This window comes from Pseudomonas vancouverensis (assembly GCF_004348895.1).
Classification (GTDB): Bacteria; Pseudomonadota; Gammaproteobacteria; order Pseudomonadales; family Pseudomonadaceae; genus Aquipseudomonas; species Aquipseudomonas vancouverensis.
This window is the reverse complement of the sequence record NZ_RRZK01000026.1, coordinates 1-14,123: the sequence shown is the minus strand read 5'-3', so window position 1 is coordinate 14,123 and position 14,123 is coordinate 1. Positions and strand designations below refer to the sequence as shown.

Genomic DNA, 14,123 nt, shown 5'->3' with positions numbered 1-14,123 from the left:
ACGAATCCCTCGCGCCGGACACGTCGACGCGCGAGATCAATCAGTTGCAGAGATGGCGTTCAGGCGGCGGTGGGGGCCGGCTGCGGTTTGCGCAGCATGAATGCGGCGAGGAGAGCGGCGACCAGGATGCAGGGAATGGCCGCAACGATAACGGCACTACTTCCCATCCCCTGGAGTAGCAAATGACCAACCAGCAATGGTCCTAACATGGCGCCCAGGCGTCCCGATGTCACTGCGAACCCCAGTCCGGTAGAGCGTATTTCGCTCGGATACACCAAGGTGGCAAGGGTGTAGAGCACAAGCTGACCACCGATGGTGAAGAATCCGGCCAGGCCGCCTGCGGCCAACAGCAGTGGATAGCTTTCCGCTAGGCACAGAGCCAACAACGCGAGGATCATCCCTGCGTACATGAGGCGCACAACTTGTTCAGCTCTCCAGTAATCCAATAGGCTGCCTAGAATCACCGACCCGGCGGCAGCGCCGAAGCTGAAGGCGGCTTGCACCCAGGCCGCCTGATCATGCTCAAGTCCCTGCTTCATCAGCAGACTGGGCAACCAGTTGAGCAGGATGTAGATCACCATCAACGTGAAGAAAAATACTACCCACATCAGCAGTGTGGCACCGGTGCGGCGTGGGCCGAAAAGCGACTTGATCAAGGTACCTGGACTGTCCGCCACGACCAGCACACGATTGCGTTCGAAGGCGAGCGATTCCGGCAGCAGTGCATACAAGAAAGGCACCAACAGTAGGGGAGCGATTCCGCCGACGTAGAAGACTGTTCGCCAGTCACCGCCGATGCCTTCCATTCCCAGCATTGTCGCCAGTGCTCCGCCCAATGGCATACCGCAAAACATCAAGCTGACTGCGCGACCACGGTATCGCTCGTTGGCCGCCTCTGCTGTGAGAGCGATGACCGTTGGCAAGGCGGCACCCAGACCGACACCGGTGAGGAGGCGAGCGCTCAATAAGGATGGCAGATTCCAGGCGTAAGCAGTAAGCAATGAACAAATCCCGAAAATTGCGATGGACCACAGCAGCACGGCGCGCCGCCCATAGCGGTCTGCGAGTATCCCACCAAACAATGATCCGGGTATCAGACCCAGGATGCCGGCGCTGAATACCGCGCCCAGGTCTTGGGGTGATAGCCCAAACTCAAGGCGCATTCCGGCTGCTGCGATACCTGCCGATTGCAAGTCCAGGCCCTCAAATACTGCGATGCAGAAGCACAGTGCGATGGTCAGCCGCGAACGGGCAGACGAAGATAGTTTGCTCATGAAACGATCCTGTTTTTGTGGATGTTGTAAGGATGTTCATTCAGGGCAGAAGTCTGCCTCAGGCGCATTATGTCAACCTGTGCTGACAAATATCGTTGCGCAGAGCAATTATGTCAACATAAGTTGACGAGATTTGTTCGGCAGTGCGACAGCCGTGCGTCGCCGCAGGTAAGAAGGTGTGCTAGCTACCAAGCTTGGTTAAGGATTTGTTTCAGCGTGTCTAGATTCTCTTGCCCGATTCGGTCGGCCAAATCTCTTTCGATTTTTTCAAGATTACGGGTAGCGGCCGCCGACATGGCAAAACCACGCGGGCTGAAGCCTACCAACTTCACCCGTTTGTCCTCGGCACTATCTACTAGTTCGACAAGGTCCATGCGTACCGCCTCGTTCACTAGCTTGTGGACCGCTTGACGAGAGATCGCAAGTTGTCTTGCTAGTACCGAGATACCTACCGGCTCGCGTTTCATCAGGCCAAACAACCGGCTCATCGCAGGCGAGACCTGCTCATAGCCACTAGCTTCGGCCATGTCATACAGCCGAGTTTCGATCCAGTCCTGTCGCGCGCTGAGCAGTTGGCGCAGAAATACCTTAGGCGTGGAAGTTTCGACTTGGAGGAGAGGGGCGAGGGCTATGCTCGAGTTTTTTCTGGGTGATGACACGATTTCTTCTCAGGTTTGGTTGACAGCCAATATTAGGTAAGTCTAGTCTCTTCGTCAATGTCAACCAAGGTTGACAATATCTGGGTTTTTAGCCGTTCTCGACTATCGCAACTCATTGAAAATAAAAGGTAGATGATGACGAGATATATAGCTCCTCTGCGAGAAATGCAGTTTGTTATCCATGAGCTCGTCGGGTTACAGCGCACTGCCTGTCGGACGTCGAACGGCAATCTATGCGCAGAGACCGTCGATATGTTGCTTGATGAGGCGGCTCGCTTCACTCAGGAGGTTATTGCGCCACTCAATGCTACGGGCGATCGGGATGGAGCACATTGGGTAAATGGGAATGTGACCACTCCGCCAGGTTTCAAGCATGCCTATCAGCGTTATGTAGAGAACGGCTGGAACGCCTTACGCTGCGACCCGCAATACGGCGGACATGGCATTGGCCACTTGGCTGCGATCGCGGTGGAAGAGATGCTTGCTTCGGCCAATCTCTCCTTCGCTTTGATACAGGCGCTGAACATGGGCGCGGTCGAAGCGTTGCAGTTAAGCGCCAGTACTCCGATCAAGGACCGCTTTTTGGCAGAGTTAGTCGCAGGCAAGTGGACCGGCACTATGAACCTCACCGAGCCTCAGGCAGGTTCGGATCTCGGCGCTATTCGAACTCGGGCGATAGCTGAGGGTGAACACTTCCGATTATACGGTCAAAAGTGTTTCATCACCTACGGTGAACACGATCTAGCGGAAAACATCTTGCACCTGGTGCTGGCTAGAACGCCTGATGCGCCTAAGGGAACCCGTGGATTGTCGCTGTTTCTGGTGCCCAAGTACCTAGTAAATGACGATGGCAGTCTTGGCGATCGCAACGACGTCTGTTGCATCTCGATTGAGCACAAACTGGGTATACATGCTTGTCCGACCGCAACGCTTTCATTCGGCGATAATCAAGGTGCAATCGGTTATCTGATCGGAGATTTGAACGCTGGTCTGAGGTACATGTTCATCATGATGAACTTGTCGCGGCTCAACTCTGCCTTGCAGGGACCGGCATTGGGCGAGCGTGCGTATCAGCAGGCATTGGACTACGCTCGCACCCGCGCCCAGGGCAGTAATTCCGCAGGCCATCCGGTGGCAATTATCCAGCACGCGGACGTCAAACGCATGCTGTTGATGATGACCTCGCAAGTTGAGGCGATGCGGGCACTGGTTTATTGCACGGCGGAGCGCCTGGATATCGCTACCCGAATCGGAGATGAGGAGGGCGAACAACAGCTACGTCGTGCCGAATTACTCACCCCAGTCGCAAAAGGCTGGTGTACCGAAGTGGGGCAGGAAGTCGTGTCACTTGGAGTGCAAGTGCATGGTGGCGTTGGCTACATCGAGGAAACCGGTGCAGCACAACACCTGCGAGACATGCGTATTGCCAGTATTTACGAAGGCACAACCGGCATCCAGGCCAGTGATCTGTTGCTTCGAAAAGTTGTCAGCGATCGCGGGGCGATGTTGATGACCCTCTTGACCGAAATGCATGATGCTGTGGACTCGCTAGCGGATAAAGGCAGCCCAACGGGCGGAACGATCGCGCTTGCGCTACGCGCTGCCATCGTTCAGTTCTCCAGCAGTGTCGATCACCTATTGGGCCAGGAGCGTGGGGTTCAATCAGCATTGGCAGTGCCCTTCCTGATGCAATTCGGTTACCTGTGCGGTGGCTGGATGATGGTTCGCAGTGCCTCGATTGCTTGCGAAAATACCACGAGCGGAACGGCGTTTGAGCCGTTCTATGCGGCCAAGTTGCGAACCGCCTTGTTCTACACCGAACATGTGCTGCCGAAGGCAGCGGCATATGCCTCCACTGTGAACAGCAGTGCTCGTTGCGTGTTGGACTTCGAACCTGGCTTGGATTGAAAACACCAAAATTCCCTACCTACAGGACCTATTCAGGATGAACGCACCCTATGAGTTGCGAGACGATGGCGTGGCCGTCATTCGCATGGAGAACCCACCCGTCAACAGCCTTGCCCTGAAACTTCGCAAGGCCTTATTCAAAGCGCTTTGCGCCGCCCAAGACGACTCCCGAGTGTTGGCGCTGGTGGTAACGGGCAGCGGCGAAGGATTTAGCGCTGGGGGGGATCTGGTGGAGTTCGAAAGTAATAAAACCTTCGCTGCTCCAGAGTTATCAATCATGCTGATTGGTTGCATTGAGACATCGTCCAAGCCGATCGTGGCAGCAATGCATGGATTTGCACTCGGAGGTGGATTGGAACTGGCTTTGGCCTGTCATGGTCGAGTGGCAGACCCTGCCTGCAAAGTGGGCTTGCCGGAAACGACGCTTGGCTTGCTTCCCGGGGCGGGTGGCACGCAACGCTTGCCACGGGCAATAGGGCTGGAACCGGCAACCAATCTGATTATCAACGGCACCGTGTTGGCTGCGTCCGCTCTGGCCGAATCATCGCTGTTCGATGCGCTCAGCGAAACGACCGTGGAGCGTGCATGTCAATTGGCCTTGGAGTTGGTTGCACGGGGCGCTCCCTGGCCTCTGCTTCGCCATCAGCCAGTTCACCATTCCCATCCTGAAGGTTTCTTGGCCTTTGCCAGGCAGCAGGCGAAGTCCCGCCGCTACTCCAACTCAGCCATCCCACTTGCCCTCGACGCCCTACGTCTGAGCGTGGGGGTAGATTTCGATTCCGCTGTTGCTCAAGAGCAAGCGCTGTTTCGCAGGCAATTGGTTGATCCGGTATCCATGGGTATTCGCCATGCATTCCTGGCTGAGCGTCTGGCACCAAAGTCTGACGTTGATTTGAACGGTGGTACGCAGCCCATCGACGAAGTCATCGTGATTGGTGCCGGGTTCATGGGAAAGGGTATCGCGAGCTGTTTTGTTCGCGCCGGCTACCGCGTCAAGCTCTATGACAGCGTGCAAGACACGGCGCGAAGGGCGGTAGGCGATCTGGTTGTCCAGCTGGGCTGCTCGGCAGCACAACTGACCGCGATCGATAATTATGCCTCGATGGCCACCGCGGATCTGGTAGTCGAGGCTGCTGCCGAACGGCTAGATGTCAAACAGTCCATTTTTGCGGAGCTTGGCCGTCACTGCAAAAACGAGGCGATCCTGGCCAGCAACACCTCCAGTCTGGACCTCGACCAGATCGCATTGGCCAGTGGTCGTCCCCAGCGTGTGCTGGGTTTGCATTTTTTCGGGCCGGCCCAGGTGATGCGGCTTTTGGAGGTGGTGCGCGGCGCAGAAACGGATCCAGGAGTGTTGGCCACCGCGTTGGTCGTGGCTAAACAGCTGCGAAAAGTGGCGGTGATTGCCAGGGTTTGTCGCGGATTCATCGGCAACCGTCTGTTCGACAGGTATTTGCTGCAGGCGTTAGCGCTCGTGAATGAAGGCGTTTCGCCTTATCGAATCGACCAGGTACTGGAACGCTGGGGCATGAGGATGGGGCCATTCAAAGTAATGGATCTTGTGGGGATCGATCTTCTGCATGGTGCATGGCAGGGCGTATACAGGCCACTCGACATTCAACTCCTTGGGCAGTTGTGCAGGGCAGAGCGCACAGGGCTGCGCGGTGGCCGAGGTTGGTACTGCTATGACCGAGGTAGCAAGGCACAGCTTGATCCAGGGGTTGCTCAGGTGATCACCGTTGCCGACCCAGCCTGCCAGGTAGGCGACGCCATGATTGCCGAACGATGCTTATTGGCACTGGTCAACGAAGGAGCGCGTGTGCTTGAAGAAGGCATTGCCCAACGCGCCTCGGATATCGATGTGGTGTTCGTTCTTGGCTATGGATTCCCGGCTGATCGTGGTGGGCCAATGTACTGGGCCAGTACTCAGGGACTTGCACGTATCGAACGAACGTTGCGGCAATGGGCCGTGGATAGTGAAAACGATTTCTGGCGACCTTCTGCCCTGTTGTCCGACTTGGCTCGTGACTTCAAGGACTTTTCTCATTTTCCTAATCAGCACTAAGGGCTTCTCTATGCAACGTGCCGTCATTGTATCTACTGCAAGAACGCCTTTTGCCAAGTCATGGAAGGGCGGTTTCAACATCACCCATGGTGCTGCCTTGGCGGGGCATGTCGTCGCCTCGGCCGTCCAGCGAGCGGGCATTGATCCTGGCCTGGTTGAGGATGTTGTGTTGGGGTGCGCCAATCCGGAAGGAGCCACTGGAGGTAACCTTGCACGTCAAAGTGCCATTCGTGCAGGGCTGCCAGTAACTGTTGCCGGGGTAACGGTCAACCGATTCTGCGCCAGTGGTTTGCAAGCAATCGCTTGGGCCGGCCAGCGCATCATGACGGGGGAGGCCGAAGTGCTCGTGGCCGGAGGGGCAGAGTCCATTTCCTGCGTGCAGAACGAAATGAACCAGCATATGGTTCAAGACCCCTGGATTCTCGAACACAAGCCTGAGCTTTACTGGTCGATGGTCAGGACTGCAGAAACCGTGGCTCAGCGCTACAAGATCAATCGCGAGGCCCAGGACCTTTACGGAGTACAGAGTCAAGCGCGGGCATGGGCGGCTCAACAACAGGGGTTGTTCTCGGCCGAGATCGCTCCTATGCATACGGTGGCTGCAGTCATCGATGCTAACGACGGCATGCTGAAAACGCAGGAGGTATGCGTTGCGCTGGATGAAGGTATCAGGCCCGAGACCCGTTTCGAAGACGTTTCAAGAATTCGCTCCGCCATTCCGGGCGGCAGCATCAGTGCTGGAAATGCCAGCCAATTCTCCGATGGCGCTGGAGCCTGTGTGATGATGAGCGCTCGGCGAGCCGCCGCGCTCGGTGTAAACCCACTAGGTACGTTCATCGATATTGCAGTAACCGGGTGCGAGCCAGATGAAATGGGTATTGGACCCGTTTTTGCCGTGCCACGGCTATTGGCCAGACACGGACTGACCGTCGATGATGTGGACCTGTGGGAGCTTAATGAGGCCTTTGCAGTGCAGGTGCTGTATTGCCGAGATCACTTAGGTATCGATGACAATAAACTGAATGTTAACGGCGGCTCAATTGCGTTGGGTCATCCCTACGGGGCAAGCGGAGCGCGAATGGTTGGGCATCTACTCATCGAAGGGAAGCGTCGCGGTGCCCGCTATGCAGTGGTAACTATGTGTATCGGCGGGGGGCAAGGAGCGGCCGCCTTGTTCGAGATCGCATAGTCCATGATTTGATCCCGGCTCTTGAGAAGGGTGATTTCAGCAAGGGTCGGGATAGAGTTAGAACTTAGCCACGCCGTTAATCGAGCACAGCCCTAAGTGGTGATCTATTTGGCACCGTGCCTCACCAGTGCCGCCCTGCAGCAATGACTAACCTGCAATCAACTTCGATCAATCGTTTGGCGCTGATCACGCTACAAGCCTACGACCTACCATTGTGTGAGCGCTCTTGCTAGTGTTCTGTCTCAAAAATAAGTATCCCATTTGAGCTACGTTTCCTTGATCAGACAGGACGCGGGGTGGAACGATGAATTCTCAAGACATCGTGCTCAGTGACGATGAAAAAGTTGAACTAAACCGACGAGTTCGATCTGCCACCATCAGCCAGCGCGATGGCTGTCGAGCGCGTGTAATCTTGCTGGCCGCTCAAGGTCATTCACGTAATGAAATCGCTGAGTTGACTGGCGTCTCCGTGATTTCCGTCACCCAGTGGTGCAAGCGGTTTCAAGCACTGCGTCTTCAGGGGTTGGTAGATTTTCCGGGGCGAGGCCGCAAGCCTTCATTGCCTGCCGAAGCCTTTAAGCGACTACTTGAGCAGGTCACTCAACCGCGCATCGGTCAGCCACGCTGGAGCTGCCGTAGCATGGCGTGTGTCGCTGGTATTTCTCCTGCCAGCGTTCCACGGATCTGGGCTGCCAACGACATCAAGCCGCACTTCACCCGCACCTTCAAGCTGTCCAATGATCCTCAGTTCGAAGAAAAATTCTGGGACGTTATCGGCCTGTACCTGGCGCCACCGGATAAGGCGTTGGTGCTCTGCTGCGATGAAAAGAGCCAGGTTCAAGCTTTGCAACGCCCGCAACCAGGCTTGCCATTGGACATCGGCCACATTCGCACGCAAACCCATGACTATGTCCGCCACGGCACGCTAACGTTGTTCGCCGCCATGGATTATCTGCAAAGTTGACTGATTAGCAGCATCGAAACCCAGCATCGGTATCAGGCGTGGCTGGCATTCCTGAAAAAGATCAACCGATAAACATCCAAAGGTCTGCAACTACATTTGATCGTGGATAACTACGCTACTCACAAGCATCCCGTGGTCAAGGAATGGCTTAAGCGGCATCCACGATTTCACCTGCATTTCACCCCGACCTCAAGCTCCTGGATGAAGATGGTTGAGCGCTTTCCGGGATATCACCGTTTACCTGCGCGACGGCAGCTTCAGTTCCACGCGTGAACTGGCTAGCGATGGTCTGAAGTAGCCATGCATTCTGACTGACTTCAGCGGCTACCAATTTCAAAAGCGTCCGACTGATCCAAAACACTCAGATCAGTCGCGCTTTTCTATCTTTTTCGTTAACGACAGTACATCACTGCAGCCATTTTCCACATTACAGGTGCACCTTTTCCTGCGCTGGCCAGCATATGTAGGTGGGCAATCCACAGATTCGACAGGGCAAATAGCGTAAACATCTGCGCTGCATTCTTGGTCAATCCTCGGAAACGCACTTTCGTGTAGCCCAACTGCCGTTTGATCACGCGGAATGGGTGTTCGACCTTGGCACGGATCTAGGCCTTGGCCTTTTTGATCTTACGCAGTTCTATATACAAGGCACTGCGCTTGCCGTGTTTCTTGTAGGTGCTGCGCCGAGCGCGATCTGCCAGATGACTGCGCGACCTTCATGTTCAGGGCGCTTTTCGACCCCGGTATACCGGCGTCAGCGCACACCGCGTGTTCCTCGCCGTGCAGCAGTTGGGCGACCTGAGTGATGTCCGCAACATTGGCCGTCGTAACCCCACGCTGTGCACCAGACCGGATTCTTCGTCGGCACCAATGTGGGCTTTCGCGTCGAAGTAGTACTGGTTGCCCTTCTTGGTCTGGTGCATTTCCGGGGTGCGCTTACCGTCCTGGCTTTTGGTCGAACTCGGCGCGTGGATGTGGCATCGACGATGGTACCCCGGCGCAGCGACAGGCCGCGATCCCCCAGATAGCCGTTGATCACGGCCAGAACTCCGGCCGCCAGCTCATGCTTTTTTCCAGCAGGCGGCGGAAGTTGAGGATGGTGGCTTCGTCGGGAGCGCGCTCCAGGCTCAGCCCAGAAAATTGGCGCAGGATGGTGGTTTCGTACAGCGTTTCCTCCATCGCAGGATCGCTTTAACCGAACCAATTTTGCATCAGGTGCACGCGCAGCATCGCCATCAGCGGGTAGACCGGACGACCGCCTTCGCCCTTCGGATAATTCGGTTCGATCAGGGCGATCAAACCCTGTCACGGCACCACCTGATCCATCTCGATTAGGAACAACTCCTTGCGGGTCTACTTGCGCTTAGCGGCGTACTCGGCGTCCGCGAAAGTCATCTGCTTCATCGGGAAACTCGGGCAGATGGATTGGCGTATTTCACCAGATTTGGGAAGTCTTCTTCAGGATTTCCTTACGGAAGTTGTGCCTTATGTCGAGATCGATGAGGCACTATTAGTGCTTTTAACTAGAGTAATTTTTGCTGGCAAAGAATTTTTACACTTGATGAGTAAACTAGATACATTGGATTGCCTTCGAACTGGATGCACCGGCTTGGGGCGCATCCACCGTGATATCTGGATTGTGATCCTCGTTTTTGAGGTTGTCGTCGTCAACCACCATCGACAGAACTTTAGACGTCATAGACTTGAGGTTCCGGCGCTACTTCGTCGAGGGCCTAAGCCTGTGACCTCGCCATCGGCTTCCATATTTCTCAATCCGGAATTGTCTGATAGCTAAGTTTGTCAGAAAACTTCTTTAAATTAAATCTGGCGCTACGTTTATGCGCTTTTGTATTTTTGCGAAGTCACCATAGAACTATATTGTAATCGATGTTGACTCTCAATTCACCGACGTTACGCGCGAAGTCGCTGTCGTAATCTGCTTGGCGCACCCTGAACGCCACGTCTTTTAAGGCGCCGCTCTGAATGACGTATGATAACTCTACACCTCGTTCTCGTTCGGAGTTTCCGAATGTGTTGTTGGGTAAATTTATGTGGTCTCCTTTTATGTACCGCCACATACCACGTAAGCCAGGAACTCCTAGTGCTGCGAAATCGTAATCGTAGCGAACCTGCGTAACACGCTCGTTTGGGTTGACGAACTCCGAGACGAGTGCACCTTCAGTGTTGACATTTACACTCGTGCCAGAAATGTAGGGTAGGGCTGTAGAACCGTTAAGCTGCATGTAACCGAAGCCTAGAGAATGCCCACCTGTCAGCCAGGTGAACATACTACTAAGTGTTTGGTTATCGACTGCTCCGGCCTTTCGGGCACCGTCTGCGCGGCTATTAAAATAACGCACATCTGACTTGATGCGACTGTGACCTAGGTCCAGATAATGTACAACATCGAAATAGTCCTGCTGGTACAAATCGCTCAGAGTTGCGTGGTAATAGCGTGTGGTAAGCGTTTTCGACCAATTATAGTCGAACCCAATAATGTTCAAATCGTTTGAGGTTGCCCCCGCCTTGAAACGGCGATTGGGACTAGCGACCGCCATGGGTTCGTAATCGGTAGAGTCGCGATATTTTATACGGTCCAAATGGGCAACATGCAATGTGAGGTCATCAATTTCCTTGGAGGTTAGATAGCCACCTCGCAATAGTGGTGGAAACAACCGCATGGTGGTAGCCAGTAGTACAGGCATCAATGGTTGCAATGTACCAATCTGCAATTCTGTCTTGGAATAACGAGTTTTGGCAGCCAAACCGAGTTTTGAGTAATCGTCCGCCACTTCGTGACTTGATGCGTTATACGCAAGAATACCCGTGCCTGTCCTTCCCGGGCCGGAATCAAGCTTTATCCCGAGCATCCCCACCGCGTTCAACCCAAAACCGACCGGGCCCTCTGTAAAACCCGAGCCATAGTTAAATATGAATCCTTGAGCCCATTCCTGCGCTTGAGATTGACCACTGCCATCGCGGAAATCCCTGTCGTAATAGAAATTACGCAATGCCAGTTTTGCTGATCCATCGCTAATGAAGTCATTTGCCTGTAGTGCAGGACTTATAATAGAACATGCCGCTAGCAAGATATATTTGTTCATTATGGCCTTCGTTTTGTTTTTATTGATAGGCATTCTGTTATTGGAGGCGAACGGGTTTCAACTCTCCGGCTCTAGAGTAGAAGAGTTGGTTTAATTAATTACTCAGTCCTTTAACTGCGGAAAAAGCGCGCGCGCCGAATAGCGATTAATAGCGTTCAGTTGGTCTTTGGCGAAACCTTGGTAAGTATCAAGATTGCGTGTGAACCATTTCACTTTGTCATTGATGGCATAGGGAATGTCACTACCAAACAGCACATGCCCTGGTCGCGCGAACGCCATAAGGCTGGGTAACACGGTTGCGCTAGCGGACAGCGCAGTATCGAAATAAAAGCTTTGCATCTGACCGATTAACTCTTGCGGAGTAAATCCCAAGCCGAGGTTACCTAGGCTCTGCGCGAATCGGTCCGCACCGTAGGGGATAAATCCACCGGCATGCGACAGAATGATTTTTACGTTTGGATACTTACTCGGTACCCGATTCGCCAACAAGCTGAGTGCTGCTCGAGTGGTATCAAAAGGATAATCTGCCGTCGGGCCTGGGATACCCGGAATAAGCTCAAGTTTGGGTTGTGTCGGGTGGATGAGTACGACAGCCTTGTATGAGTCTAATGCTTGCCAGATTGGATCAAAGCGGGGATCTCCAAGGTAAAGCCCATCATAATTTGAAAGCAGAATCACACCCTCGGCTTTCAACGTGCTAATGGAGTGCTCTAACTCTTTCAAGGCACCTTCAATATCTTGCATCGGCAGGGTAACAAAGCTACCGAAGCGCCCTTTATGTTCATCCGCGAGTTGTGCGGCATATTCGTTGACGCGGCGCGCCATATCCAATGCTGCTTGGCCTTTCCAACCCGCCACCCCCGGAGCCGTTAACGAAAGTATTGCCATATCGATACCCAGGCTGTCCATGAACTCGATGTCGGTGATCGGGTCCCAGATAGGCATTTTCCAACCGGAGGGATCTCCGCCATTTTTGGCTAACTCAGCGGCCCAGAATTTCGGAACGAAGTGATGATGCACGTCGATGCGTCGGGCACTGGTATTGATAACACCGTCCGAAAAAGGTGCGGAAGTTGACGCAGATGCAGGCATTACAGACATTACGGCGCTAGCTGAAATGGCTACACCCGTGGCGCTCAGGAAGTCTCTTCGTTTCATGGCGATTTCTCTATCAGCACTGGTTTTGGATTGACCAATATTCAGTTTTATTCAAGTTGAAAGACCCCTCCTCATAGCAACGAGGGGCCAGTTAACGAATCAGTCGACTTGGGCTTTGTCGCGCCGCACCGATAGATAGAACATTGCCAACGCGGCGATGATGATACCCGGTGCCGAGGCCAGCATTACCCCAGTAGTACCAGTGCCCAATGCGAGCATTTTGCCGGCCACCAACGGGCCGCTCATCGCACCCAGACGACCAATGGCTACGGCGCTGCCGACACCGGTGGCGCGAATTGATGGACGATAGAAATGCGGTGCCAAGGCATACAACACGCATTGCCCGCCCGTGGCGAAGAAACCGGCGACGAAGCCGGCCACCAACATACTTTGCAACTGGGTGGCCATGCCCAAGGCGGTTAGGGAAGCGAGGATGCCGACATAGATCAACGTGGCCAGTGCCCAGGCCGGTAACCGGTCCATTACCCATCCGAGCAACAAGGTGCCAAATGCCGCGCCAAACTGCAGAGTTAGCATCACCCAACTTGCTTGAGCGCCACTAAAGCCCTGACCGATCAACAAGCTCGGCAGCCAATTGATCAGGATGTAAACCACCATGAGCGTGAAGAAATAGCTGACCCAGATCATCACGGTTGGCACTGCTGCGCCCTCGCGGAACAGGCCACTAACCACACCGATCGGAGCGACGTCACGGAGGCTGCGAAACGCAGCCGATTCCGGTAGATAGAGTCCCAGCAGAGGAACGATCAGCAACGGTACGATGCCGCCGACATAGAACACTACCTGCCAGCCTCCGGCCAGTTGGGCGATGCCAATACTTGCAGCTAGCGCTGCTCCCAAGGGCACACCGCAATACATCAGGCTTACGGCAGTGCCCCGCAGCCGTGGGCCAGCCACTTCGCTGGTCAGGGCGATCAGGTTGGGCAATGCAGCACCCAGGCCGACCCCCGTCATGCACCGGGCAACCAGAAGGCTGTTGAAATCCCAAGCCATGGTAGTGACCAGCGAGAACAGCCCGAACAAAGCCACTGACCCCATCAGCACACGTTTACGGCCGATCCGGTCAGCCAGCAAACCGCCGAGGAAAGCACCGGGCAGTAAGCCGAAGATCCCGGCGCTGAAAACCCAGCCCATGTGTAATTTATCCAGTTGGAACGCCGCCGCCATACCTTGGGCGGCAATCCCCGAGGCTTGGAGATCAAGACCTTCCATCAGGGCGACGAGAAAACACAGACTGATAGTCCGTGTCATGTGCAGCGGTGTTGTCAGTTTGAGCGATGTCATGGGCAATACCCGTTTTATTGTTGTAATGGGCAAAACAGAGCCGACCGGCCGCTGCGTGGGCGGCCAGCCGGTGTGGTGCTCGGTGTCAACGCTTGAGCAGATCCAGCGCGACGTCCACGATCATGTCTTCCTGGCCGCCGACCATCCGGCGTTTGCCTAGCTCAACCAGGATGTCGAGGGTCTTTAGGCCGTACTTCTGCGCGGCGATTTCGGCGTGGCGCAGGAAGCTTGAGTAGACGCCGGCATAACCCAGCGCCAGCGTTTCGCGGTCCACCCGCACTGGACGGTCCTGCAGCGGCCGAACGATGTCGTCAGCCGCATCCATCAGCGTATAAAGGTCGGTGCCGTGATTCCAACCCAGGCGCTCGGCCGCGGCGATGAAGACTTCCAGCGGCGCGTTTCCGGCCCCCGCGCCCATGCCGGCGAGGCTGGCGTCGATGCGATCGCAACCTTCTTCGACAGCGGTAATGGAATTGGCCACACCCAAGCTCAAGTTG

At 54.9% G+C, this 14,123-nt stretch carries 9 protein-coding genes and 3 pseudogenes; 5 read left to right on the top strand and 7 right to left on the bottom strand.

From position 1 onward, the window contains the following. Positions 1-59: 59 nt before the first annotated feature. On the bottom strand, positions 60-1,274 hold the full coding sequence (gene mhpT / locus EIY72_RS18235; protein WP_093215963.1) for a 3-(3-hydroxy-phenyl)propionate transporter MhpT: 1,215 nt from the start codon (positions 1,272-1,274) through the stop codon (positions 60-62). 185 nt (positions 1,275-1,459) lie between these two features. Next, positions 1,460-1,801: a MarR family winged helix-turn-helix transcriptional regulator gene (locus EIY72_RS18230; RefSeq protein ID WP_093230325.1), complete on the bottom strand. Its 342-nt coding sequence runs from the start codon at positions 1,799-1,801 to the stop codon at positions 1,460-1,462. 384 nt (positions 1,802-2,185) lie between these two features. Between EIY72_RS18230 and EIY72_RS18225 the strand changes: the two genes are divergently transcribed. The 4 genes and pseudogenes from EIY72_RS18225 to EIY72_RS18210 form a co-directional block, all read left to right on the top strand. After that, a complete protein-coding gene (locus EIY72_RS18225) occupies positions 2,186-3,841 on the top strand; it encodes an acyl-CoA dehydrogenase family protein (RefSeq protein WP_243701730.1) in 1,656 nt (551 codons plus the stop codon). Positions 3,842-3,878: 37 nt separating this feature from the next. Further along, entirely contained in the window at positions 3,879-5,906 is a 2,028-nt protein-coding gene (locus EIY72_RS18220) for a 3-hydroxyacyl-CoA dehydrogenase NAD-binding domain-containing protein (protein WP_093215968.1), read from the top strand. Positions 5,907-5,916: 10 nt separating this feature from the next. Further along, the gene (locus EIY72_RS18215) at positions 5,917-7,095 is read left to right on the top strand and encodes an acetyl-CoA C-acyltransferase (RefSeq protein ID WP_093215972.1); all 1,179 of its coding nucleotides are present in this window, start codon (positions 5,917-5,919) and stop codon (positions 7,093-7,095) included. A 304-nt stretch (positions 7,096-7,399) separates the two neighbouring features. Then, a pseudogene (locus EIY72_RS18210) lies at positions 7,400-8,342 on the top strand (IS630 family transposase); the annotation flags it as partial. 109 nt (positions 8,343-8,451) lie between these two features. Here the strand turns inward: EIY72_RS18210 and EIY72_RS18205 are convergent. Continuing rightward, positions 8,452-9,400 (bottom strand): annotated as a pseudogene (locus EIY72_RS18205) (IS5 family transposase). 79 nt (positions 9,401-9,479) lie between these two features. Between EIY72_RS18205 and EIY72_RS18200 the strand changes: the two are divergent. Next, a complete protein-coding gene (locus tag EIY72_RS18200; protein WP_132680158.1) occupies positions 9,480-9,854 on the top strand; it encodes a hypothetical protein in 375 nt (124 codons plus the stop codon). Positions 9,855-9,921: 67 nt separating this feature from the next. Here the strand turns inward: EIY72_RS18200 and EIY72_RS18195 are convergent, their stop codons facing one another. From EIY72_RS18195 to mhpE, 4 genes and pseudogenes are all read right to left on the bottom strand, one after another. Further along, on the bottom strand, positions 9,922-11,163 hold the full coding sequence (locus EIY72_RS18195; RefSeq protein ID WP_093230331.1) for an OprD family porin: 1,242 nt from the start codon (positions 11,161-11,163) through the stop codon (positions 9,922-9,924). Positions 11,164-11,265: 102 nt separating this feature from the next. Continuing rightward, positions 11,266-12,321, bottom strand: coding sequence for an amidohydrolase family protein (locus tag EIY72_RS18190; protein ID WP_231985523.1), 1,056 nt, complete (start codon positions 12,319-12,321; stop codon positions 11,266-11,268). Between the two features lie 99 nt (positions 12,322-12,420). Further along, complete coding sequence (gene mhpT / locus EIY72_RS18185; protein ID WP_165939609.1) at positions 12,421-13,626, bottom strand: 3-(3-hydroxy-phenyl)propionate transporter MhpT; 1,206 nt, start codon at positions 13,624-13,626, stop codon at positions 12,421-12,423. Positions 13,627-13,711: 85 nt separating this feature from the next. Next, positions 13,712-14,123: pseudogene (gene mhpE / locus EIY72_RS18180) on the bottom strand (4-hydroxy-2-oxovalerate aldolase); the annotation flags it as partial.